General features: G+C 38.7%; 22 protein-coding genes. 2 read left to right on the forward strand and 20 right to left on the reverse strand.

The window, feature by feature from the left end; genetic code table 11:
- Positions 1-41: 41 nt before the first annotated feature.
- The 5 genes from L8106_RS18610 to L8106_RS18630 all read right to left on the reverse strand — a co-directional run bounded on the left by L8106_RS18610 (position 42) and on the right by L8106_RS18630 (position 3,082).
- Positions 42-392 (reverse strand): phenylpyruvate tautomerase MIF-related protein, encoded by a 351-nt coding sequence (locus L8106_RS18610; protein ID WP_009785951.1) that lies wholly within the window; start codon positions 390-392, stop codon positions 42-44.
- Positions 393-452: 60 nt separating this feature from the next.
- Positions 453-932: a flavin reductase family protein gene (locus L8106_RS18615; RefSeq protein WP_009785952.1), complete on the reverse strand. Its 480-nt coding sequence runs from the start codon at positions 930-932 to the stop codon at positions 453-455.
- A gap of 139 nt (positions 933-1,071) precedes the next feature.
- Positions 1,072-2,214, reverse strand: a complete 1,143-nt coding sequence (locus tag L8106_RS18620; RefSeq protein ID WP_009785953.1) for a succinylglutamate desuccinylase/aspartoacylase family protein — start codon at positions 2,212-2,214, stop codon at positions 1,072-1,074.
- Complete coding sequence (locus L8106_RS18625) at positions 2,215-2,637, reverse strand: hypothetical protein (RefSeq protein ID WP_009785954.1); 423 nt, start codon at positions 2,635-2,637, stop codon at positions 2,215-2,217.
- Positions 2,638-2,677: 40 nt separating this feature from the next.
- Positions 2,678-3,082, reverse strand: a complete 405-nt coding sequence (locus L8106_RS18630; RefSeq protein WP_009785955.1) for an NIL domain-containing protein — start codon at positions 3,080-3,082, stop codon at positions 2,678-2,680.
- Between the two features lie 267 nt (positions 3,083-3,349).
- On the opposite strand from L8106_RS18630, the gene L8106_RS18635 reads away from it, so the two are divergent.
- Positions 3,350-5,170 carry an SLBB domain-containing protein gene (locus L8106_RS18635; protein WP_009785956.1) on the forward strand — a complete coding sequence of 607 codons (1,821 nt, stop codon included), beginning with the start codon at positions 3,350-3,352 and terminating at the stop codon, positions 5,168-5,170.
- Between the two features lie 91 nt (positions 5,171-5,261).
- On the forward strand, positions 5,262-7,526 hold the full coding sequence (locus tag L8106_RS18640; protein WP_009785957.1) for a polysaccharide biosynthesis tyrosine autokinase: 2,265 nt from the start codon (positions 5,262-5,264) through the stop codon (positions 7,524-7,526).
- Positions 7,527-7,544: 18 nt separating this feature from the next.
- Here the strand turns inward: L8106_RS18640 and L8106_RS18645 are convergent, their stop codons facing one another.
- From L8106_RS18645 to L8106_RS18715, 15 genes are all read right to left on the reverse strand, one after another.
- The gene (locus L8106_RS18645; protein ID WP_009785958.1) at positions 7,545-9,356 is read right to left on the reverse strand and encodes a glycoside hydrolase family 55 protein; all 1,812 of its coding nucleotides are present in this window, start codon (positions 9,354-9,356) and stop codon (positions 7,545-7,547) included.
- A 206-nt stretch (positions 9,357-9,562) separates the two neighbouring features.
- A complete protein-coding gene (locus tag L8106_RS18650; protein ID WP_009785959.1) occupies positions 9,563-11,005 on the reverse strand; it encodes a hypothetical protein in 1,443 nt (480 codons plus the stop codon).
- A gap of 30 nt (positions 11,006-11,035) precedes the next feature.
- Entirely contained in the window at positions 11,036-12,202 is a 1,167-nt protein-coding gene (locus L8106_RS18655) for a glycosyltransferase (RefSeq protein WP_009785960.1), read from the reverse strand.
- Positions 12,203-13,366 carry a glycosyltransferase gene (locus tag L8106_RS18660; protein ID WP_009785961.1) on the reverse strand — a complete coding sequence of 388 codons (1,164 nt, stop codon included), beginning with the start codon at positions 13,364-13,366 and terminating at the stop codon, positions 12,203-12,205.
- A gap of 25 nt (positions 13,367-13,391) precedes the next feature.
- Positions 13,392-14,621, reverse strand: coding sequence for a glycosyltransferase family 4 protein (locus tag L8106_RS18665; protein ID WP_009785962.1), 1,230 nt, complete (start codon positions 14,619-14,621; stop codon positions 13,392-13,394).
- 184 nt (positions 14,622-14,805) lie between these two features.
- Positions 14,806-15,822, reverse strand: a complete 1,017-nt coding sequence (locus L8106_RS18670; protein ID WP_009785964.1) for a sulfotransferase — start codon at positions 15,820-15,822, stop codon at positions 14,806-14,808.
- Positions 15,823-15,888: 66 nt separating this feature from the next.
- Entirely contained in the window at positions 15,889-17,037 is a 1,149-nt protein-coding gene (locus tag L8106_RS18675; RefSeq protein ID WP_009785965.1) for a glycosyltransferase family 4 protein, read from the reverse strand.
- Between the two features lie 15 nt (positions 17,038-17,052).
- The gene (locus L8106_RS18680) at positions 17,053-18,015 is read right to left on the reverse strand and encodes a lysylphosphatidylglycerol synthase transmembrane domain-containing protein (RefSeq protein ID WP_039896692.1); all 963 of its coding nucleotides are present in this window, start codon (positions 18,013-18,015) and stop codon (positions 17,053-17,055) included.
- On the reverse strand, positions 18,015-19,004 hold the full coding sequence (locus L8106_RS18685) for a glycosyltransferase family 2 protein (RefSeq protein ID WP_009785967.1): 990 nt from the start codon (positions 19,002-19,004) through the stop codon (positions 18,015-18,017). The genes L8106_RS18680 and L8106_RS18685 overlap by 1 nt, the downstream gene beginning before the upstream one ends.
- Positions 19,005-19,057: 53 nt before the next feature.
- Complete coding sequence (locus L8106_RS18690) at positions 19,058-20,359, reverse strand: glycosyltransferase family 4 protein (protein ID WP_009785968.1); 1,302 nt, start codon at positions 20,357-20,359, stop codon at positions 19,058-19,060.
- Positions 20,360-20,450: 91 nt separating this feature from the next.
- Entirely contained in the window at positions 20,451-21,410 is a 960-nt protein-coding gene (locus L8106_RS18695) for a sulfotransferase (protein WP_009785969.1), read from the reverse strand.
- 197 nt (positions 21,411-21,607) lie between these two features.
- Positions 21,608-22,855: a glycosyltransferase family 4 protein gene (locus L8106_RS18700; RefSeq protein WP_009785970.1), complete on the reverse strand. Its 1,248-nt coding sequence runs from the start codon at positions 22,853-22,855 to the stop codon at positions 21,608-21,610.
- A 42-nt stretch (positions 22,856-22,897) separates the two neighbouring features.
- Positions 22,898-23,992, reverse strand: coding sequence for an acyltransferase (locus L8106_RS18705; protein WP_009785971.1), 1,095 nt, complete (start codon positions 23,990-23,992; stop codon positions 22,898-22,900).
- Between the two features lie 48 nt (positions 23,993-24,040).
- Positions 24,041-25,123, reverse strand: coding sequence for a glycosyltransferase family 4 protein (locus L8106_RS18710; RefSeq protein WP_009785972.1), 1,083 nt, complete (start codon positions 25,121-25,123; stop codon positions 24,041-24,043).
- 154 nt (positions 25,124-25,277) lie between these two features.
- Positions 25,278-25,910 (reverse strand): sulfotransferase domain-containing protein, encoded by a 633-nt coding sequence (locus L8106_RS18715; RefSeq protein ID WP_156803741.1) that lies wholly within the window; start codon positions 25,908-25,910, stop codon positions 25,278-25,280.
- Positions 25,911-25,926: the final 16 nt, after the last annotated feature.

Consider the following 25,926-nt stretch of genomic DNA (forward strand, 5'->3'; position numbering starts at 1 on the left):
CATCAGAGAGAATTGAAGATTTGTTTTCTTGATTTCTCACTTTAACCAAAGGTCGTTCCATTCCAACCCCACAGGGTTCCGGGAGCATTCGCAAATTCAATATAGATGCGATTGACTGGAATATCTAAAGCTTTATTGATGGTTTGGCAAAAATCGGCACTCATCGTCTTGGTTTTACTCTCTGGTAAGCCAATACTTTTAATTTCCATGTAGCAAACGGGGTCTGTTGTCCCGGCGAATGTCATGGGAATATTGGGTTCAAAGGCTGTCATCACATAGGATTCGGGTTTTCCTAAATGCTTGGCTAATGCGGCTGACAGGCTTTTGAGTAGGGTTTCAACTTCCGATTTTTCAGGTGTTGAAACTGAAGTTTGAACTTTGATTAAAGGCATAGTTTAAGTTTTGAGAGGTAGAAAACTAATTTTTGAGGGGGTCTGAGGGGTCACTAATTTTTAACCGCCATAGTTCCAGCCTGTACTAGCCAGTGATAAGATTTCTCCGTCTCGATGTACACCTGCGGCAATGACTTCGCCCACAAAAACGGTATGATCACCTTGAGGTACGCTGCCGACAACCCGACATTCTACATAGCCCAAGGAGTCGGTGATGATTGGACAGCCTGTTTCTCCCAAGTAGAATTCTACGTCTTCAAATTTGTTCCCGACTCGACGTTGAGGTTTGAAGAATTTTTGAGCCATTTCTTTTTGGCCATCTTCTAGAAAACTCAGAGAAAATACTCCACTGGCTTCTATCATGGCGTGGGATTTTGAGTCTTGTTTGACACAGTTGACGACTAGCGGGGGTTTGAAGGAGGCTTGCATCACCCAACTGGCGGTGAAACCGTTAACTTCTTCGCCGTCTTTGACTCCGCAAATGTACAGGGCGTGAGGAATTTTGCGGAGTATTGTGGTTTTGGCTTGTTCGTCTAGCAAGGGTTTGTCTGTTGTGAGTGGTTTTACACGATTTAGTTTACCAATCTTCTGTACCGCATCGCAGAGTTATTTCAATGTTTGTCACCCATCGAAAAATACTGATGAGTAGACTGAGGTATCAAAATATTTTCATCTATCTTTAGGTTGAGACTTGTTCCATGACGGATAATACATAGTCACATTGATTGACGGTATGATTGGTGGAAACATCAAAAATGACTCCGCTTGATTCGGCTTTGATGTCTATAATTTGCGGTAAGTTTTCGGTTTTGTTAAAGCTGAGAATTTGGTAGAGGGTTTCTCCTGTGTTGACGAAGCTTCCCAGTTCAACTCGATTTTGAATCATTCCGCCTGTGGGTGCATAATATCGTTTAGCATGGCTTTTTAGGGTGAGTTTTAGAGGATGGTTTGTGGCTTCTGATAATGGAAAATTGTCGATTTTTAACAAGTTTTTGTGAGCTAAATAGTTTTTGATCCCGCGAATTCCTTTTTCGACTGATTCTGGATTCATTTTCATTCCTGAACCGAGTTCTAATGTCCAAGATTCAATGTCAAATTGAACGGTTTTTCCCAGAGAGGACAATTGCTTTTCTAAGGCTAACCAGGGTTTAAGAAAGGCTTCATCAAAGGCATCTCCATCGTAGTTATTCATCAGAATTCCGTAATCGATCAAGAAGGCTTTTGCACTTTCTTCTCGACTTTTAAAACAGTATAAATAATCAATCGCTTGATTGCTAGAACTGTGTAAATCAATCACATAATCTGCATCCAAACAGAGAGATTGTAAAATCGTGCGATAATATTCTGAATAAGAGCTTTGACTTTGATTTTTTGTATTTTGAATTAGAGTTTGAAAGCGTTCTAATATTTTTTTGCGGTAGTTTTGCTGAATTTCTGGTAAGCTTAAATGCTGTTGCGATCGCGCAAATTCTGCGATATCGACTTCTGTTTTTTCATAGTCCCAAAAGATGCGATTCCAGTCTTTGCCATCATAACTATTATAGCGGCCAGAGGAAAAATGATGAGCGCGTTGATTGACTCCGAGAGGATTACAAACGGGAACCAGCCAAATTTCACCGCTGAGTTGAGTTTGATCTAATTTGATCAAATCTGCAATTAAATGATGAATTACAGCGTTTCCACTAATTTCAGCCCCGTGTAAGTTTGACTGGATATAGGCTTTTTTTCCAGGTGTTGCACCTTGAAATTTGTAAACTTGCAGAGATAAATGATCGCCAGAAGCGAGTTTGATGAGTGGAATTGTTGAAATTTGAGGTTGCATTTAATTATCAATCAAAAAGTGAAATCCTAGTCCTAATCCCAAACCCAAAAGAGAAGTGATCAACAGTATAAAAAAAGCTGACCAATTTTTGATTCCTAAAGTTTGCAGTTCCATCCGAACTAATGTAGTTGCAGAAAGAATTAAGAGAATTTTAGCAAAAGTGTTTAAGTAGGTGGCAATCACAACAATTAGAAAAGAGCCTAACAGTATAGAGATAAAAGTCCCAAAATCGGTTTTAAACCATTTAACAATCGGCTTTTGCAACTGATTGATTGGAGTCGTAAATAATAAGCACAAGATGACAACACTTGTAATAATACCTCCCCATTCATAGAGATTTATTTCCGCTTCAAATAGCGTCCATCCAAAAGTGATATAAGTTAAAATCAACAGGAATAAAGAAAGCCAAGTCGTCTTTTTCACGTTTCAATTCCCAGAATCTCATTGAGAAGATATTTGACGTTTAAAGATTGGTTGAAATTGCCTGGACTGGACAAGCAGAAATACATTGTTCACAAACAATACAGCGTGAGCGAGTAAAGGTCAAATAAAAGGTATCCGAATCAAGGGTTAAAGCTTCAGTCGGACAAACTCCTGTACACAAACCACAATCGACACAAATTTCCTCATCAATGAGAATTTCTCGTCGTTCTAATGAAACCTTAATATTTTTGGATTGCATCCAATCAATAGCAGCTTCAAGTTGATCAATGTCTCCGGATAATTCTACAACAAGAGTGCCAATTTGATTCGGTGTAACTTGAGCGCGGATAATGTTTGATGCTACATTAAAATCCTTCGCCAACCGATAGGTGATCGGGACTTGAACGGAGGTTCGAGGAAATGTCAGCGTGACCCGTTTTTTCATCTGATCAATCTTGGAAACATCGCTCTGATCATATCATTGACTCAGGAGATTTAGCAGTGGACTCTAGCTCTAGTTGTTTGACTATAGAAGAAGCTGAAACATTGTGCTAGCATAGATGCACCCCTTTCTAAGTGCCAAGCACTTCAGGTCTAATTTTGCCTGAGTTTTGAGATCAAATATTCCATATTATTGAGTGAGCAGAGTAGAGAGTCTAATCTTGAAAATACAATGGGTTTTGAGTGGGAAAAATAATCGGCTGCGATCACGATGAACAAGCTAACTCTACGGATTGAACGAAATCAGCCATTTCGATACCTGAGTCTATTAATATTAGTGGTGTTGGCGATTCCCAATCTGGGTTTGGCTCAAGCCTCAGCCGTCCCTCAAACGAGTTCAGTCAACTTGTCATTCAATCCTCCCCAAACAGAAGATGCTTATCGGTTAGGCTCCGGTGATCGCATTAGCATCAATATATTTCAAGCTCCTCAATATAGTGGTGAGTTTGAAGTGTTGGTGAATGGCACAGTTAATTTACCGCAAATTGGGGGTGTTGTGCTAGAGGGGCTGACACTCGAACAAGCTGCTACTCTAATTGCGACTCAATATGAAAGTGCAAGAATTCTTAGACAACCGCGAATTACAGTCAGTTTAGTTACTTCTCGACCTTTAATCATTGGGATAGCCGGAGAAGTTCATCGTCCGGGATCTTATACTCTCAGTCTAGAAGGATCGAAATTACCCACCGTTAGCCGAGCCATTAAAATAGCGGGGGGGATTACTCAATCAGCGAATTTGGAACAAGTTCAACTGCGGCGTCCCCGTCGAGATGGTTCAGAAGAAATCATTAATGTAAACTTATGGCAGCTTTTGCAAACGGGTAATCTCAGTTATGACAGTTCATTGCGAGATGGAGATACAATCTTCATCCCGACGATGAGTCAGATTGATCCGGTAGTAGGTTCTCAACTGGCTAATGCTAGCTTTGCGGCCGATCAAAGTCAACCGATTAGTATTGCGGTAGGGGGAGAAGTTCAACGACCTGGCCCCTATGTGGTCGCTGGAACGGGTGCATCCAGTGGGATTCCGACCATTACCCAAGCCATTCAGCAAGCGGGGGGAGTGAAGTTGATGGCTGATATTCGCTCCATTCAGATTCGTCGGATCACAAATACGGGATTTGAGCAAACCCTGGAGGTTGATTTGATGCCGTTATTAGAAGGGGGAGATCTCGGACAAGATATTCTATTGCAAGAAGGGGATAGTATTTTTGTTCCTTCAGTTGACAATATTAACTTAGCTCAGGTTTCTCAACTCAGGACAGCCAGCTTTGCGGCTTCTCAAACCGAACCGTTGAATATTGCAATTATTGGTGAAGTGTTTCGACCAGGCCCGTATACAGTTACAGGAAGTTCGAGAACGGGTGAAGCGGGCATTCCAGGTAGTGGTGCTAATGGAAATACACCTCCAACGGTTACTAGGGCGATTCAAGTTGCAGGTGGAATCAAGCCGCTAGCCGATATTCGCTCCATAGAGATTCGGCGGGTCAGCAATTCGGGTTTACCAACCGTGATTACGATTAACCTCTGGGAATTGTTAAAACAGGGAGATGCAACTCAAGATACAATTTTACAGGAGGGAGATACGGTTTTTGTGCCAACGGCAACCGAAGTCAATCCCGAAGAAATTGGTCAAATTGCGGAAGCCAGTTTTGCACCCAATACAATCCGCGTTAACATCGTTGGAGAAGTACAAAGACCGGGATTGGTAGAAATTCCACCGAATACCCCGCTTAATGAAGCTCTGTTAAGAACAGGTGGATTTAACTCTCGGGCAAATGAAGGTTTAATCGAACTGATTCGTTATAATCCCAATGGTACAGTTGAGCAACGCCGAGTCCAACTTGACTTTACTCAAAATGCCAACGAGCAGACGAATCCCATACTCCGCAACAATGATGTGGTGATTGTTACCCCTTCTACCTTGGCGAATATTTCCGATACTGTGGATAAAATTGTCACTCCTTTGAATCGTATTCGGTCTTTATTTGTAGTGCCTTCTGCGTTTATTGATGTTTTCAGAAACTTTTAGGGTCTTGAGTTAAAGAATTAACTATACTGGGGCTAGAGTGAGGGTGAAAATGCGGTTATCTCGCAGTTAGGTTATTTTTTTGTAGGAACTTATGATTCCGGTTGGACGAAATTCTCAATCACTACCAACTACCTATGCTCCCCCTCCCGAGGATGATGACGAGGGAGGATTAGATCTTGGTCAACTTCTGGGGGCAATTCGTCGTCGTGTTTTGCTGATTATTGGAATGACGACGATTGTTGCATTAGGGGCGGCTTACAAGGCAGCAACTGAGACGACTATTTATCAAGCCCAATTTGAGATTTTAACAGAGCCAGTTACGATTGAGACTCAAGTGATTTCTTCGACTAACCCAGAAACCTTGAGTAGTCGAGAGGATATCGTTGCAGTGAATGCCGATGCCATTAAACTTAAACTGCTCAAAAGCCCTAAAGTTCTTGATCCGGTTGTTGAACAACTTCAGGCTCAATACCCAGGGATTAACTACAGTGCATTGGCTAGTAACCTCAATGTCAAACCGTCAGATCCAGATCTTTTGATTGTGGGATATCGAAGTCCGAATCCTGAGTTAGTGAAATCGGTTTTAGGCTTAGTGGCTGAAGCTTATCTTGAGTATAGTTTGCAAGTTCGCCAAACTGATATTTTGAAGGGAATTAAGTTTGTTGAAGAGCAACTTCCATATTTACATGATCGGGTGCAAACTCAGCAAGAACGTTTACAAGGACTACGGCAAAAGTATAACTTAGTCGATCCAGCAACGACAGGTCAACAACTAGCGACTCAAATTACTGAGATTGAACAACAGCGTCTTGATGCTCAGTTACAACTACGTCAAGCACAAGCGGTTTATACCAATCTCCAACAACAACTGGCAAATTCATCAACAACGACTGAAACGGCTTCGGCTTCGATACTTACTCAAAGTTCTCGCTACCAAGCAATTCTGAGTGAATTACGAGCGATTGATAATGAGATCGCAAAGGGATCTGTTCTATATTTAGAAGAAAGTCCAGAAATTCAATTGTTGGAAGAACAACGGGAAAGATTACTGCCGTTACTTCGTCAAGAAGGAGAACAAGCTGCCAGGGATTTAGCCAGCCAAGTTCGAGAATTAGAAGCCCGTTATGAGATTTTGACTGATACTCTGAATCGTCTCAATCAACAAGTTAAGCAACTGTCTGTAGTGAGTCGGGAATATACAGATATTCAAAGAGAATTAACGATTGCAACAGATAACCTCAATCAATTCCTGTCTAAACGAGAAGCATTTAAAATTGATGCGGCTCAACGAGAGCAACCTTGGCAGCTACTTACTCCTGCGGGTGAACCAAAACCTTCTTCTTCGAGTGTTAAGAAAAACTTAGTGTTGGGATCGGTTTTAGGGATGCTGCTGGGTTTGGGAGCTGCTTTAGCGCTTGATAAATTGAGCAATATGCTTTATACACCGAAAGAGGTTAAGGATATTGCGAGACTTCCTTTACTGGGAATTATTCCGTTTGATAAAAATCTTAAACGTAACAATCGAACTGTCGATATTGGTAATGTCTTTTTGCAGAGTGATGCCAATGAATTGAGTTTGGGTGTTCAAAATCAACCTCAACAATTAGTTTCTATTTTTTATGAAGCTTTCCGATCCTTATATACAAATATTCGGCTTTTGAGTCCAGACGCTGCTATTGGTTCGGTTGTGATTAGTTCGAGCCAGCCGGGAGAGGGAAAATCAACAGTTGCAATTTATCTCGCTCAAGCCGCAGCAGAACAAGGTAGACGAGTTTTATTAGTCGATACGGATTTGCGTCATCCAAGTCTTCATTATTTTTTAGGACTCGCAAATATGCAAGGGTTAACAGATGTGATTTCGACTGACATTGATTTCAATCATGTCATTCAGCAATCTCCTCAAGAAAATAACTTATTTGTGTTAACAGCAGGTTCAATTCCTCCAGATCCAATTCGAGTGTTAGCCTCTCAAAAAATGTTAGATTTGATGTCTAAATTAAGATCTGCTTTTGATCTGATTGTGTATGATACTCCTCCTTTAACTGGACTGGCTGATGCTTTTTTATTGGCCGCAGAAACAAATGGTTTGATTTTAGTGACAGGTTTGGGTCAGGTCAAGCGTTCGGTTCTTGAAAGTGCTTTAGATCAGTTAAAAGATCGTTCTAAATTTAGCACTCCTATTCTCGGGATTGTTGCCAATCGAGCTAAAAATGTTCCGTTGACTTCCTACGGTCATAGTTATTATAATCAATCTGCTTACAGCCAGAAGCCAATCGGAAAGAATTTAAACAAGAATGGTGGAATTTATCAGGAAGAATCTTCGCTGTTAACTTTCTTTCGGAAAAAATCCAAATAGTCAAAAGTTGAGATAGATTTAGTAACCTAAGTACGGAAAAATTTTCTCTAACTTTCGACGGTTAGGGTTGATTATGTCTTTAGTTGTATTCTCTTTTGTTTCTCGAACTAAGACTTCATATCCGGTTGCTGTGGGTAGATAAGAACGAGTAATAATCGCTACTCTGGAATTATCATTGATATATTGAGCTTGAGGAGGTGTGGTATCTGGAATATCAGAGTTAATATAAATAAATCCTCCTTGGACTACTGTAGAACCATTGTTTCTGGTTTCTAAAATTGTACCGGGTTTCTCTGTTTTGAGTCCTAAAATCCAAAGCTGACCCCCATCATTGAGAATTTTAGGTTCAGAGTCAGTCGGTAATCCTTCTACATTCAAACTTCTAGCCCAAGCATTTTGATGATGAATTTTTACATTTTCTGAGACAATATCTTCTAAAAAAAGATCACCAATACCATTATCTGTATTTTGATAAGACTTTAACCAAGCGTGTTTAATTACAAGGGTACGTTGGGAGTTATGCTCAATGCTTGGCCCTTCCATACGTTCAATCATAACGATGGGTTCATCCCCCTCCTCAAAGCGAAAAATCGGATCAACTGAATCGAGCGAAAAACGCGCTCTCATCCCAATAATTTTCTTGACGCTACCTCGAATAAGTATCGGTTCACTGACTTCATAAGTTTGGTTAGGAAGAAATACCGTTTTCACTCCTGGAGTATCAATAGCGGCTTGAATATCGGCTCCTGTATTCCCTTCTACAACAATAATATTATTCAGGTCATGTGGGATGTCCGGTGTTTCTTTAACAGGTAGTTTGAGCATCTTATTTTGGGTTGAAAATCCGGTTAATGGACTACCACAACTCCATTCTTCAATGTTTCCTTTGAGGGTTTCCAATTGTCCGGTTTCACAGTTATAAATTTCACCTGTATTTTGATATCCACTCTGCTTAATATCAGATAAAAATACGTTGATTGTTCGCCGTTCGCCTGGAGTTTCTCGACCATCTTGACGATATTCTGTAATGATTGCGGTTTCTCCACCTGATCCTTGAAGTTCTGCTCCAGATAAAGTGAATGTTGCTCCATGACCTTTCACAAAAACAGCCGGAACTGAGTTAATACTTTTTAAGTTGCGAATGGTGAGAACTTGCATAACTTGTTCAATTCCCACTTGATTTTGATTCATTAAAGTAATATTTTCCATCGTGAGCGAGTTAGTTGTTCCACCGCCAACTAAAATACCTCGCTTAAATCCTTCTACAGAGACATTTTTAATCAGTAATGGGCCTATTTCTGTAGAAGTTAAGTCCAGACCTCGATCTCCTTGACCATCACCGGAAATAATCGAAACATTAAAGATACCCCCGCCATTATTAGAATTAATTCTGATTCCAATTGCATCTTTATTTCCAGCACCTACATGAACAGTTAGGTTCTCAATACGGTTCCGAAATCCATTGGCTCGATTATCTTTTGTATCTAAAACAGGTTTGCTTTCTCCTGTTGAAAATTTAGGATTATTATTCACAAGCCGGATAATACTTCCTTCTCTGGTTTCACCTAAAAGGGTTGTGCGTTTATAGTAAAGTCCACTATGTGATCCTTTCGGCCATTCTATCGTATTACTTACAATATAAGTCCCATTGGGAACATAGATAATTTTGCTCCCGTTAGCTATTTCATCTCGACTCATAGCCTGTTTAAAAGCTTCAGTATCGTCAGTTACGCCATTCCCTTTTGCGCCATAATCTTTAACATTAATAATCCCTCCTTCTGCTTCTGAAATATTTGGAAAAACTTCTCGTTGAGCTTGAGAAGAACTCATTCTGCTATTCAGTAGAATTCCATTCTGTGATACATCTAATCTTGAATTTTGGAAGAATTTTTGGGTAAAACTGTCTTTCCAGACACAGCTAGAAGTAACAAAAGTTAGTCCAATTAAAAATAGTATTTTGTAAATCATAGTTCACCCTAGAGTTTTATTTAAAAATCAAACGGAAATTGGATGATAATTTCAAGGATTACCAATATTTATTTTAACAGTAATACAATCTGAAATACATCTTTGAGCGATTTAGGACGCTTGTTAATTTGCTGAGGTGCAACAACTTCACTTACTTGATTTTGTTTTTGACAATGATATTCTTGCCATCGAAGTCCAATGATACTGGCAACATAAAGCATATAACCTGGTTCTTCCATTTGCGTAAAAACTAATCCAAAAACTAGAGGAGTAAGAGCTAGAAGTCTAGAAATATCATCGAAACAGAGTCGTCGCCAAACAACCCACCAAATATATAGAAAAGAAATTAAACCGAGCCATCCTACATCTCCCCAGATTCCCGCCCAACCAAACAAGGGAGAAAACATACTGGATTGATCTCCTAACCAACTATCCCCTACTGCTTGCCAAACGGCAATACTTGCCGGATGTTCGGTTGAACCGAGTGGACGCAATAGACTATCATATTCTCGAAGCATCCATCCTCCTAATCGTCCGACTGTATGACCTGGCCCCAAACCCAACAAAGGATGTAAAGGTGAATCATAGAACGTGGGAACAATACGAAAGGTTGCTGTTTTTAAAAGGGTTGCTTCTCCTTCAGGGCCATAAATTTCAGGTCGCATCCAGGTTTGAAAACCTCCAAGAGCTTCTACATTTTCTACAGCCCAAAAGAATACATAAGCGAATATTGTACCTCCAGTTATATATTTAAGTGCTTCTACAATATTCTGAAATTTGCTAATTAACAATATAATTCCTGCTACTCCAAAGACAAGAAGGGCTTGTTTAGCGTCCGCCATATTCATATGCCAAAAAGTAGCCATCGCCACAGCGGCACGAAACAAAATTGGGATTTTTTTAGCCGCAGAAAAATAGTATACCCCAAACGTTAGCGCAACCGAAGCTCCGACAACATGACCCGCTCCCCCTCCAATAAAAACACCTTTTATATTATCTGCGAGACCTTGACGGAGATGTAGATTTAAAACATAGCGTTGCACATAAGCAAATATTGTATTAGTAAAAGAAGAAAAAATAATAAAGGCTCGAAATCTCAATAACTTCTCTGGGGTCAGAGGTAAACAAATAATTGCAATGAGTAAAAGAAAATGCTCACAAAAAAACAAAAAATTTAAACAGGCATTAATTAAACCTGCATTATTTAAAATTGCACTAGCAATATTAACGCAAAAAAAAATTATTACTGCAATTGTTAGTTCCTGAACAATTGCGATTTGTTGACGATCTTTAACCTTACTTTTGAGTAGTATAAATATACACAACCAGGGAATAATAGCCAAATGAGCAAGGTTAATAATAGACGGAAATTTTAATAAGGTTAAAACTCGGGGGAAAAAAGCTGAAGAAAACCCAAAAAGCACTAGAGTAGAGAGTTGAAAATATCCTTTGCGCTTTTTAGGAGGTCGATAATAGTAGTCTATTTCTCTTGTATGATCAGAGGATTTCACAAATTCTAAGCCCCTTACGCCTGACAAACTTCAACTTGATATACGACAAGCAATTTCATAAATTTCCAAAAGCTGATGGTAGTTTTTTTCCGCAGTATATTTTGCCTCAAACTCGGCTCTAGCAGCATGACGCATTTGCATTAATTCTTGAGGGTAACTCAGAGCTTTTTCGACTTGAGTAGCTAAGTCTAAGGGATCGCTCGGACGAAAATGCAGTCCAGTACGACCATTATCGACTAATTCGGCGATCGCTCCTAAATTAGAAGCAATAACCGGAGTCCCTTTCGCAAAGGCTTCTATCGCAACTCGACCAAAGGTTTCATACCATTTTGAAGGAAAAACCAAAAACATCGCTTCTCCCATCATGTCATAAACCTCAGCCATTGGTCTGCGTCCCAACCATTCGACATTAGGCATTCGTTGAGTGGCTTCAACCACCAAACCCGATAAGGGGCCGTCTCCCACTATTTTAAGCGGAATAGGAGTTTTCAGGTGTTCCCAAGCTTGAAGTAAAATATCGAGTCCTTTTTCTACGGAAAGCCGACCGACATACAGCGCATATCCACCGTTTCCCGATCCGATTCCGGGGTCTGGAGAAACAAAGTTAGGTTTAACAACTATTTTCTCTCCAGGCCATCCTGCTTCAATAAATTTTTGTCGAGCAAACTGACTTAAACTGACAAAAATATTCACCTGTTTTAACCAAGTATTAATCGCTCGGTGAGTTGTTAACATGGCAATTGTTCCGGCTGTTGCTAGGCGATTTTCTCGATAGCAAGCGTGTATCAATCCCGGATAAGGAATGGGTTTTCCGAGACAGTCTTCGCAAACTTTACCTTGACGAAAAAAGAGTCCGTTGGGGCAAATTAGGCGATAATTTCTCAAGGTTTGTACAACAGGAACCCCCGCAGAACGAGCCGCATAATAAACGGAGGGAGAAATCAGAGGAAAAAAGTTTTGAACGTGTACAATATCGGTGGGCTTTTTCAGCTTTTGTTGAACAATGTGATAAGATTCTTGAGACCAAATGCTTTTCAGGGCTAAATGAGCGGGATTCAAGCTAGAAATGCGATCGTTGTGTTCTTCGTAGCTATCTACTTCGTGTCCTTGTTCTCTGAGAAGATTGGCTTCGGCTTGGGTAGATTCATCTTCTCCGCCTCGAACTTGATAGTTATTATGGATACTGAGAATACGCATTTAATTGTTCCTTTGATCAAGAATAGATTGATAAATTGTTTCTAACACGGCCGCTTGTTTATCTTGGTTAAAATTGCTCTCAACCTGTGTTCGCCCTCGCTGACTAAACTGTTGCCATAATTCTAAGTTATCTAATAACTGTAAACTATATTCAGCTAATCCTTTAATATCTTTTTCTGGGGTGAGAAAACCTGTTTCTCCATGAATGATTGCTTCTGGAATTCCCGCATGATAGGTACTCACTACAGGAAGTCCCATAGCTTGAGCTTCTAAAACCACATTGGGTAATCCCTCTGAATCCCCTTGAGAAGCAGTTATACTGGGCAATATTAGTATACGAGATCGGTTCATCCAATTTCGCACCGTTTCTGGGGGTTGTGTTCCTAAAAATTGATAGTTTTTAAGTTTTTGAGCAGCTAAAGTTTCTAGTTTAGTTCTTAACTCTCCATCTCCGATGATCACCAGTTTAACTTCGGGTTTTTCGGTTTGAACCTGACTCATGGCTTTGATTAAATATTCACCGCCTTTTTTCTCGGTTAAACGTCCAACAAATAAAACAATTGGTTCTCGCTGTATTTCTGGACTAGGACAAAATTTGTTAATATCTACGCCGTGATAGTGAGGTCTAATTTTTTCAGGAGGAAAGCCATTTTCTAAGAGTTTTTTCTGAATAAATTTAGAAACGGTTAAAAATAATGTTGTTTTTTGTTTCAGTGCTTCTAGACGGTTAAAATAAATCCAATGGTTCAGAGATATATAGCGAGACTGTTCGGGTTTAACGGTAGCATCGGCACCTCGATAGTGAACAATAAGAGGAATATTTAGTGATTCTATCCAGGGTAACATCAAAGCTCCACTCAACCCAAACTGAGCATGAATTAAGACTGGATTTAACCGCTGAATCTGACGATAAAGTTGGGGAGCAAAGCCAGATAGTTTAAATATTTGTTCATCAATTTTACCTTTAAAACTCCCCGAATTAATGACTAAAGTTCGTTCGGTTGGTAATTCCAATCCTTGCACTCGACGAGAACCCACATAATAGGCATTAAACTGTTGCAATTTCTCCGCAGGGTCTCGTATAAAGGTTTGCGAAGGCGGAAGTAAAAGGCTATTAAATAGAATGACTGCGGGTTTACTTTTGAAATTGGTTTTATTGATCATTCAATGAACTCCTATACTTTGAAAATTAACTAATAATTTCTTCGTAAAGTTGAGCTAACTTTTGACCTTTAATGTCCCAAGAAAATTCTTTTTGAACTCGCTCTTGTCCGGCTTTCGCCATCTGCATTCGCAATTCGGAATTTTCAGCTAAAGTTTTCATGGCTGAGGCTAAACCTTCTATTGCCTGTTCAGGAGTCTCGGCAGAGATTTTAAAGCCTGTTTCTTCTGTGACTTGAAGTGCTGGCCCGCCCAGGTTTAAACAGATAACAGGACAACCTGCTGCCATTGCTTCTAAACAAACTAACCCGCCAGATTCATGTAAACTTGGATGAACTAGAGCTACACATTGTTTGAGTTTATCTAAGGTGTCTTGGCGAGAGAGCTTATTCCAAAATTTAACCTGGGTTTGAATGCCTAATGTCTCAACTAAAGTCTCAAGTCTTTGGATCTCTGAGCCATCACCAATTATCCAATATTCTGTATTTTTGGGTAAGTTAGCTTGAGCAAAAGCTTGTAATCCTAAGTGAAACCCTTTCCAGTGTAACAAACGACCAATACTGACAAATCTTATCAGATTTCGCTCAATTTGAGCAGCTTCTCCGAGTTGAGTAATTTCTTCTTGAGATAGTCCTAATTGAGAGATGACTTCGACCTGAGTGGCTCCGAGTTTTCGCAGCCTTTGAGCGGTGTCTTCGGTGGTTGCTCTGGCTAGAATACTTCGTTGGGCTGTTAGGCGAACAAAGGGGTCAAGTTCTCCTATGTTTCGGACAATATCTCGAATCATTTCATAGCGTTTTCCTGAAGAACTAAAGTCTTTGCGAAAGGCTAAAGGTGCAACTTCTCCCCCACCGACTGGCCCCCAAACAAAAGGAATAGGAAGTAATGCTAAAAAACTGGGTGCTGCATAACGAACGTAGGTGACATGATGAACGAGATCAAAGCCAATTTGTTGATGCAGTTTGCGACTAATAAAATAAGCTGAAATTTGCCAAAGATAGTAGTGTAAATAAACCAGTCGTTGGTTTCGGTTGAGTTTCTGCACTAAAGCGGAGGGTTCACAGTAGATAAATTCTATCCCAGGTAAGGGATTTTTTTTGAGTTCAGCTTCTATTCCCGGACGATTATTTTCTCGGGTTAATACCCAGACTTTGTGGTATTTAACCAGTTCTCGAACGATGTTCCATCCGACTCCGGGTTCAGAACCTTCTCCCGGACGACAGGCATAGGCTGAAATGAGAACTTTTAAACTACTCAAAGCTTTTGTTTTTCCTCCGCATAAATTGAATGGTACAGAAATGGGATTAAAGATTGCAATTGATATCTATAAAATTAAATAGTAAGATACCTTTCTGAAGGAAAATAAAGCAATCTGAAGCCTTCTTTGATTGTTTATGAAGAAATCAGACTACTCTTTTTATTGCTGATCAATACTCATAAATTTATTCAATTTGATTTTTAACTCTTTGATAGCGTTGCAGATCTCGGCGATGATAACGCCAGTTATTAAATTGTCTTGCCACAAAATAAAGAGGTTGTCTAAGGACGGTAAAAATTTTCCATGTTGTCCAGGTATGCTGGATAGGATAATCATATTTCTCCAAGTAAGAAGAACCAATTAACTCAAATATTAATTGATCAAAGCTTGACATTTCATCTTTGAATTTTTGTATATTGTTGCTATCAATTCCTTGGTAAATTTTAGCATGAATGGTTTTCTTATGACTGGATAACAGAAGGTCTTTATTTTGCTTAGCTTGATAATAGTTTTGGGAAATCGATGGATCATAATTAATATTGAGGAAGTGAAACAGTTTCTCCAATGTGTTGTCTGAATCGGTGACTAAATCGCAATAGGTGAATTCGTAGATGTTCCGGTCTGACTTAAATCTTTCAATTCGTCGGATACCATCAATCCAATAAAATGCCCCAGTAATTATCCCTGAAGGGCCAAATTTAGCTTTACCTTCTTCAGTTTGATGAACTTTTTTATAGGATAAAATTACATCTCGACCATCCCGTACCATATGGATAATTTTAGCATCGGGAAACAAACCTCTAATTTGATCTAAATGAAAAATTAAAACAGGAGTTTTTATACCCCATTGTAAGTTTTTTAAATGCTCCTGTTCAAAATAGGCTTGACAAATATCACTCTGAACTTCTGCCAAGGTTTGACAGTTTTGTTGTTTTAGATAGGAAAGAAGATATTCTTCTGTCATTCCCCATCCTGATTTCTGAGAATTTTTAATAAAAAGCTTAACTAAAAATTGGTAATCTTCTTCAGTCAAACTTTGCTTGTCTTTATAAAACGGATAAGCTCTAGCAATAAAATCACTTTCATGGGGAAAATAGATTTGATTGCTAGCGTTTAGAATTCCTCGCAGGAGTGTAGTCCCGGCCCGACCTGAACTAACAATAAAAATTGGTGCAAGATTCCGCTGCTTATATTCATTCATAATTTCTACAGTCGCTCTCCTTAATAACAAGGCAAATTCTTTTTGATTGGCTCAAGCCTCTACCCATCAACTTCTCTTAAAAGGTTTTAAAGATTTGATCACGTTACTCAAAAAGTGAGCAGCAGCTTCAGGGGTGTATTGAGTCATGATCTGTTCTGATTGTTCACCCATCTTAGCATTTTGTTCGGGGTTGTGAATACAAGACATCATTAACTCGGCTAATTGTTCGGGAGTATAAGGGTCAAAACAGTAGCCATTTTCTCCTTCCTTAATTAATTCAGAAGCACCTGCAAATTTTGAGCAGAGAATGGGTTTTCCTAATATCATTGCTTCTAAAATTACCATTCCCCAAGTATCTTCTAAAGTCGGTAAAACAAACACATCTGATTTCTGAAAGTAGGCTCCGAGTTCTCCATATTTGACTCTACCTATCCATTGCACACAATCGTTTAATTCATTCTCTTGACAGAATTGCTTGAGTTCTTCCTGTTGATCACCATCTCCTACTATTATAACAGTATAATTTGTATGTCCTTGCTTTTTTAAGTGGGTACAAGCATCTAACAGAAAATTTAATCCTTTTCTGGGAATAATACTTCCGACATAAATAAATACAGGTTTCTTCCAAGATTGCGAAAAAACTTGAGAATCAGAAGACTGGCTAAAAAGAGCTTGAACCGCAGGAACTTCATAGGGATGTACAAAAACCCGTTCGGTTTGGGCATCAAGAATTTCTGTTAGATAGGCTTTACCGGCTTGAGAATTGCTAATACAAGCATCAGCCGCTTTCACCATCGCCCGTCTTATGGCTAACCGAGGGGCAGAATTTCGAGCATCAATACTGGGTGAACTTCCTTCATAAGCAATCACAACTCGCCATTTTCCCAAGGGTTTTAAAAGCAAAGCCAGCATTGTCCAAATCCCAAAGGAATTAGAAAAAACTACATCAGGCTTGAACTTCAACAATCGATTAACGATATTTAACGGTAGATAGGTAAAACTGTAACCATAACCCTGAGATGATTTCATAATGGGTATGATTTTTCGTTCTCCCACAATATCAATCTTAAAAGAGTCTTCAAAACCTGGAGAATAACCCCGCCAATTGGCGACAAAAGCTGTTGTTTCAGGAAACAGTTTCGTTAACTCAGCTAAAGGAGGATGCCAGTAGTAAAATGCGGAGGTTAAAAGCCAAGCAATACGATGATTTTTCATTACTAAATAACTACATTAATGTCTAAAAAGATTAGATTTATACTTCTGACGTGCTAGATCGAGATATTGTCCTAAAAAGGGAAGCCCACCCAGTGCCGGGAGGAAATAACGAGAGGTACAAAGTAAACCTAAAGCCGCTGCTGTTGTCGCATCAAAATAGGGTTGATAAAGTAAGACTAATGCCGTGTCACGGGTTCCAACTCCAGCAAAGGTTAAGGGTAATAATCCGGCTAAAATTGCTAAGGGAGAAAGGGCTAAATTTGCCCAAAATGGAGTCCAAGCATTTAAGGCGAGTATAAAAAACCAGATTTGCAGTAAATGGAGAAACCAAATAAAAACAGAAGTCGCACTAATTTTCAACAGTTGAGTTTTATCACTCCAAAAATACTCGTGCATCTCTCCCCAAGAGACTTGGAGTTTTTTGAGCTTTTCTCCCAGTTTTTTAGGTGTAATTTTTCGGCTGAGTAAGAAAAAGTAATCCGCGATTTGACGATATCCTAAAAGTGACACTCCAGCAATCAAGCCCACACTAACACCGAGGGTCATTGTCCAGAATAAGAGATCTTTCTCAGGATAAACGATTAACCCTAGAACACACCATAACAAGAGTGATAAAAGATCGCAAGTCTTTTCAAAGACAACGAGAGATAATGATAATGATCCCTTTAAATGTCCCCGTTGCTGCATGAAGTAAGCCTTGACAATATCCCCCATTTTCGAGGGTAAGATCATATTTAGAACAGAAGCCGCTAAAATTAAACGATTCGCCTCAGTAAATCTCAAACTTGTTCCCTGTGGCATGAGTTGTTGGAGTCGCCAAGCTGTGATCATAGTAATCGGAATTACCATTCCTAAACTAATCACCATCCATTGGCGATCGCAATTTTGAAAGATCTCAACTAAACTGACAATATCAATTTGAGAATAAAGCATGAGCAAAATCCCCAAACTAATGACGATAGAAACAAGCCGCTTGATCACTGCAATGAATCCGTATTACTTAGATTTTGTTTGGATTTTGTAAACTTTTCAAACTCCGATCTTCGTAATCGTAACTGTACATCTTCTAAAATTTTTCGGTTAACTGCCATCACATCCGCCACTAAACCAAACATCCAAAGTTGGAAACCAATAATGATTAAAATTGCCGCTAAAATCAAGCTCGGTGTTCTTGCTCGGGTCATATCTTCAAAGAATAACACGAGCCAACGCACACACAACAAAAATCCGAAAGTAAAAGGAATACTCCCAAAGACCGTAAAAAAACGTAACGGTCTGTAGGTCATAAAAATGCGTAAAATTGTAAAAATTGACTGTTTAATATAAGAGGGAATACTCTTAACTAAACGAGAAGGTCGTAAATCGGGATTAGTCCGAACCGGAACCGAAGTAATGGCAATTCCCTTTTGTCCAGCCTGAATAATTGTTTCTAGGGTATAAGTATATTCATTAAAAACATTGATTTGCATGGCTGCGTTGCGACTAAATGCCCGAAATCCGCTGGGCGCATCGGGAATATTCGTACTACTAGCTAAACGAACCACCCAACTTCCGAGTTGTTGCAAGAACTTTTTACTGGGGGAAAAATGTTTAATTTGGCGAATGGGTCTAGCCCCGACCACAATTTCGGCATAACCCAGTAAAATCGGCTCTATTAAACGGGGAATATCCTCCGCGCAATATTGGTTATCGGCATCGGTATTAACAATAATATCAGCGCCCGCTTTGAGGCTGGCTTCTATTCCGACCATAAATGCTTTGGCCAAGCCTTGATTGTATTCAAAACTGACAATGTGATCAACCCCGCAAGTACGAGCGACATCGACGGTGCGATCTAGGCTACCATCGTTAATGATTAGCCATTCTACGGTATCAATACCGGGAATTTGACGGGGAAGTTGGGCAAGGGCAATTTCCAGGGTTTCTTCTTCGTTGTAGCAAGGAATCTGGATAATGAGTTTAGGCATTCCTCAGTTTTAAAGAAGGATTGGGTATCGCAGTTGCGATCGCTAAGATACTTTTAACCCTTAGTTTCACTTTTGTCTAGCTGCTCAACACCAATATTCTCAAAAATGATTTGAGCAAAGGCTTCAGCCGAATTATCTTCTGCAAAAGACTTCATACGAGTCCGATTATATAGTTGCTCAAGATCAGTTTGCAAAAGTTGACTCAACCCTTGAGCTATTTCGCGAGGAATAGTTGAATCAACAGTTAAACCCAGTTGATAGCGTCTGACTATTTCTCCCATTAAACCGTAGTTTGAACTCAGGACAGGTTTTTCAGCCGCAGCGGCTAAGAGTAAAATTCCACTCATTCCTACATGACGTTGGTAAGGGGCTAGGACAACATCAATCATTCTAAAGTAAGTTGGGATTTCCTCATCGGGAATAAACTCATATCTGCGAATTACCTGTACAGGTTTAACTTGGCAAAGTTTTTCTATTTTAGTTTCGAGATCGGCTGAGATCCCCGACTCTCCAACTAAAACTAAACAGAGTTTTTGGCATTCTTCAGGAGATAAAAGTGAGATGGCTTCTAAAAGCTGATAAACTCCCTTCCGTGATGTAATTGCTCCAAACAGAAGAAAGATCTTTCGATGGAGTTCGATGCCTAATTTTTCTTTGAGTTGGTGAGATTGATCGAGTGAAACTGTGATAGGTTCTACCGGATCGGGCAGATGAATCGCCTTTGTATTACCTTTATACTGATTAATATATTTAATCGCAAAAGGATCTAAACAGAATAGATTTTGAAGCTGAGAATTTCTCAAGATACGAGACAGAAACACTCGTTCTCGCCATTGCTGAATTTTATCTTGACGAGAAGGCTGATAGTTTGTCAGTTCCTGGCAATAGTGAAATGTGGGTCGGAAATAAATCCCTGAAAATTCACAAGGTGATTTAACTCCCAATGCCAAAGGAATTTCACAAGTATCAAAGTACATCAACAAACCGTGAGTTGCTTGTAAACGTTTGGCATAATTACAGAATATTTTCCACTCTTGAAAGTTTCGCATCAATCTTTTAATTCTCGGCTTTCGAGAATTAAGAATTGCGACTTCCTCGGAAGTAATTGCCACAAAATTTATAGCATTTTGAGTATAGCTAGCAGCTAAATTGACAACATCTTTATGTTCTTCTAGAAATTGAGGTAATACGACAATATCAAGATTACCTAGCAGATTATATTTGTGCCAATACTCAATCAGATGACGAATATAGATCGGATGATGTCCTCTTAAAGACAGGTCAAACAGCATTAATCTGATATAGCTCGGAAATTGCTGAACATTTGACTGAGATAATGTTAAATTTTCTATCACGATCAGTTTCCTAATTTACAGTGTATATCACGATTTTACCTCGTTTATATTTAAACCTTTTAGAAGGAATTGATGAATTTTTATTGATAAATCAATCTTTGGCAAAATTGCTATAATTAAGTTGAGACATCAGTGGAGAAATCATCGGGATAATTTTCTCGATTTTTTCTTTGTTTTTTGATTTCCATTTATCTTTTTTAGGGGCTGATATTGTCGTTCGGCTTTGGGGCTTTTCTTTGACGTACTTGAGACAGTCTTCGGTAACTTTTAGTTGACAAAAACTCGATACCTGTTCGATGACAGGCAAAGGATCATTGATAAAATCTTCATAATAGACTCGCATATACTTTCGCTGAAAGTTGAGGTCTTTTTCTGATTTTTCGAGAATGTAACGATTATGTTCTACCCAACTCCAAGCACAAATTTCTTCTAAGGGTTTATCAACCCAATCTTTCCAGCCCGGAGGTAAAGCATAAGACCAGTGAGAAATGGTGGAGTTTTCCGGAAAGGTAAGACCTGCTCCCACCTTTACAAAGACATCCCATCCTTCCATCATTGAAGAAATAGTCGGCCGTCCATCCCGAACAAGATGAATATATAAAGCATCTGGAAATATTTTTTCGAGTGCATCGAGATGAAAGCAGTTAGCAATTGTTTTTTCCATATAACGAATTGGCTTTCTGAATAAAGAATGTTTTATAGCCACTTGCAAATCTTGATTTTTAACTAAGGGATTTTCTAAACTAAATCCATGAGTGATTCCCTTGATAACAATAAAGGATTTAAGAGCATTAATTACCTGTTCGTTACACTCATCGGGATCGATATAATCAGATTGAGGAATATTTCTTTGATAGGGAAACATCCTGATCCACATCGGGGTATTTTCTGTCCCGAAGGAGAAAATATCCTTCATTTTTCTGATACAGTGATAAAAATAGGTTGAACCGGAACGAGGAGCGCTGATAATAAAAATTGGCCGATCAAAGTTCGGTGCAACAAACTTGATGGAAGACAATAAAGAACGGCTGGTTTGAGATTTTTTTAGCATTTTATTTGTGGTTTTCTTATTATAAAACTGAATAAATCAGAGAGATTGTTTACTACTATTTATCGCTTGATCAACTCTCTCTAGAATTTGGTTTTAACTTTTTTTTATTCTTGAGTCAGTACCAACTTTTGTTGTGAATAATATATTCACTTATTATGATCGCATAAATAACTCTATAAAGCAAGTTATTTAAGGATCTATTTACCCGTTCCTTGAATGATTTCAGTGTACAGAGACCGATAACGATGGGCTTGAGTTTCTAAGCTAAATTCATCCTGAACTTGCTCTCTCGCGCATAAACACAAATGGTTATAACGATCTTGATCTTCCAACACCCAAGTAATTCCTCTCGCTAAATCATCCACTTCAAAGGGTTGAGCTAAATAACCATTTTGCTGATGATTAACGATATCCTTTAAGCCTGTTGCTCCAAAGGCAACTACAGGTGTACCACAAACTAGAGCTTCAGAAGCAGTCTGTCCAAACGCTTCCTGTATTGAGGGTACAACCATGACATTTGCTGCGGAATAAACTAATGCCAGAGAAATATCATCTTGAAATTGACCGAGATAATGAATTTTGAATCCTAAATCTAAAGGTTTCTCCGGTTTAGAACCTCCAAAAACCACCAGTTCAATTTTGTCTTTCCACTCCAACTGAATCAGTTTTTGTAGTGCGGGTTGTAGTAATTGAAATCCTTTGCGGGGATCTCCAGTTGTTCCCGGTGAAGCTCCAAAAAGAACTAATTGTTTATCAAGGGGTAAATTGAGTAGTTTCCGTGCTAGGGGTTTTTCAATCACTCTATACTTCTCTAAATCCAGACCATGAGGAATAACTTCAACTCGCAGATTCTTGAATAAAGAACTCGATGTAGCACAGTTAGCCAACCAATGACTAGGACTCACAATTGTTAAATTTATATCTTTCCAAGCTCTGTTTTTACGCTGCCATATCCAACGGGATAAATCCCAATTTTTATAGCTTTTAAGTTGAGGACAACTTCCACAGGAATGGGTGTAGTGATCGCAGTTTTCGGTATAGTGACATCCGCCTGTAAAAGGCCACATATCATGCAATGTCCAGACTAAAGGTTTTTGCAATTTAGCCAAAGTTTCTATTTGTAAAAATCCATTGCAAATCCAGTGTAAATGAACAATATCCGGGTCAAGTTGTTTAACCTTTTGACTAAGCGCATCTGGAAACCACTGAGCGGAAAACCGAGTCCGGGGACGGTTAGAATAAAACTTTAAAGGTAGACTAGAAGAAGGAGGGCCTAATTTAGTGAGTAAACGGGTTTCTTGAATGACGGTTTTATCAATGCTAGATTTGGCTCGGACTAACATTTGGGAAGTCACATCTAGAGATTGTAGTCCTTGATGGAGTCGATCAGCTGCACGAGCCGCACCACCGTCAATATCTGAGGTACTAAGATGCAAAACTTTCATTTGATTTCCAGATAGGTTTTAGATTAGCCAAGGTGTTAACTTTTAACTTCCAAATATTAGCCGAGCGACTGATTTCCGTTGCATCATCAAATGAGTTGCTATCCAACTGATCACAAAGGCTAAGACAGCAAAAAGTATTAAGCCTGGAGTTGAAACCCGAAACATGACTCCATTATACAGTTGAGTTTCAAGTATTTGTAAAGCTTCTACAAACAAAAGATGAGAAAGATAGATGCCAAAAGAGCATAAGCTAACGCTGGTTAAAAGTGGACTAGGTGATAGATATTTTGATAAGGAAATAGCCGAGAGTAAAGCTAAATAACCTCGACTGACTTCATAAATAGATTCGGGTAAAAAATAAGCTCCCAGTAAGTTAACAATCAAGAAAGAGAGGCATAAAAACATGAGAACATAAAAGTTATTTAGCTTGTTGTGAATTTTATTTTTTAAAGCTGGATGAACCAAGATACTAGAAACCAATATATAAGGCAAGCACCTGATACTCCAAGCCAATTCAACAAGGAAAATTCTCAGGAGTTGATTTTGTTCAAGTACGTTCCTTCCCGCCCATTTTTGAAAAGCCATACCTGAACCAATATCAAAACTATTACCGGATATAATTATCAGCTCATACAAGATTAAACTCAAGATCAAGAGTCCAATCAAATATTGAACTTTAATCTGCTGTTTGCGCTCTAATATTAGGGAAAAAATCTTTACAAGTAAAGTCCCAGAAGCCAACAATGGTAAAAAATAGAGATGAAATGCTGCACCCCCAAAAAAGAGAATAGAAACAGGATCTTGAATTAACTTCGATAGATTTTCTGATTCATTTTGGATGAGATATTTAAACACCTTATAGCCAAAATAAATCAGAGTCCAGGTTAAATAAGGATACAGAAGACGGATTAATCTTGACTGTAAATCATATTTTCCAATCGTGACATAGATCTTATTTATTCCCAAGTAGAAAGACACCGCTAGAAAAAAGGGAACTGCAAAAGCAGAAAATTCTAGAATGTGATTCCACAGAGGAGGTACAACTGTAATCCCTTCATCAGAATGCAGTAGGACTACAGCAAAAATAGCTAGCCCCCTGAAAAGATCTATTCCTGTTAATCTTGGTTTTCCTCCCATACCTTTACTCTCTATTTTTGATTTTATAAAAACGGAAAACAGTCAGTTTTAATGATGCAAACACCACTGATAAACCTCATGAGTTTTCGTGGCAACATAATCCCAACTCCATCCTTGAGCAAGTTCTAAATTATGCTGACCCATTTCTTCTAGACTTTGTTTTTTATCAATTGATAAATTCAGAGCATTTAATAATCCATCTTCAGTATTTGGGTCATATAAAAATGCTCCATTGTCATCTAACATATCCTGAAAAAACCCTAAAAGGGGTGCAATACAAACTTTACCATAGGACATCGCTAAAACAGCTACTCCCGAAGTTGTAAAGATGGTGTAGGGAAGTACAACACAGTCACAAGCATTCATATAAATCTGTATTTGTTCGTCCGGTATTCCATCAGGTGGAGCGGTGAACAGAATATTTTTGCGATCGCCAATGGCTTGTAAAGCTGAAGTTCTAAGCTCATATTTTGATACTTTACCAGCAATGACAAGATGAGTATGTTCCTGTTTTATTTTTTTAAAAGCTTCAATGCCGTCGAGTGTTCCTTTCCCTTTATGAATTCCCCCAAACATTAAAAAAACGAAGTCATTCTCAGGAATACTTAATTGTTGTCTAGCTTCTATTTGAGAAATATTATTTTCATAAGCATCAATATAATTACCGTGAAATACAACAAAAACTTTTTCAGGATTTTTTAGTTTAAGTTCAACTATCATTTCCTCTTTTGTGCTTTCACAATGAGTAATAATAGCTGTAAAAGTCCTCCCAAGAATCGCAGCCTGTAATGGGAAGATATTATGCTTTCCATCAGAAATTTTATCTTTCCATTCATGCACAGTCCAGACTATTTTGATTCCGATGAATCTTAAAAATAAAAGCTGTACAATAAAGAATAAAAATTTAATCCAACAATAAACTTTATTTCTTGAAGCGAAAAAATAGTGAAGTGTTTGTAGGTGTAAAATATGAGGTTTACCCTGACTCAGAACTTTGGGGATAAAGAATACACTCTGATAGTATTCTTCAGCATAGACTTTTTGATGATTAAGATGCTTAATTAATAAATCCTTATAGGGATTTTCAAACCAATTGGAGATGAGAACAACATTTAAAGGACTAACTTTCATAATTCTCTCGTAAGAAGATTTTTAGCCTCAAGGGGTGACAAGAGCTTTGAGAGACTCTTGAAATATTACCTTTTCTATTGTAGCAATATTTTACGGCTCAAATCCTTAACCTCTATTTTAGAGCTGATTAATTTCTTGTCACCCCTGGGTCTCGTTAATTTAAACTATAGTTCAATTTTTCCATAGCATAGCCATGAAGTTTCTGGATTTGATTGAGCTCATTGTCAGAATAGCTTTCAAGCAACTTCCGCTTTTTGCCTGAACGATAATAGTTGGGGCTTTTCTTCTGTAATTCGTCAAATGAAGGGATCTTTTTATCAGCTTTGTAATCCAAGCCAATTAAATTCTTAATTTCTTCACAGGCTTTTAATTGATTGGAGACTACATCTTTAAACTTCAGTTGCAAGAATCGATCCTTGAGTTGAGGACTGATTTCTTCCCAAGCTAAATGCCATTCACTCCAGGAACCATAGGGAATATTGCCATGAATGATATCGTGCAGGCTCTTTGGAGACTGGTAATATTTTTTAATGAAATTGTGGTATGAGGTAAACACCTGAGCCGGGTGACGAACAATCTGTAATACATATTCGCCTTCAAAATATTCTGGATAGGGATGATGATGAGTTTTAACGAAAAAGTAAGTGGGTTCCTGAGCCAGTTTTTGGCGATTTTTGGGGGTTAATATATTTAAACATCCCGGTAATAGATAACGACAGTTTTTGGTATGGGGAGGAATATTGAGATCGTATAGAGCAATCCAATCCTCCAAAGTATATAGTTTCAAGACTTTCTGATTTAGT

Origin of the sequence: Lyngbya sp. PCC 8106, from assembly GCF_000169095.1 — a bacterium.
GTDB lineage: Bacteria > Cyanobacteriota > Cyanobacteriia > Cyanobacteriales > Microcoleaceae > Capilliphycus.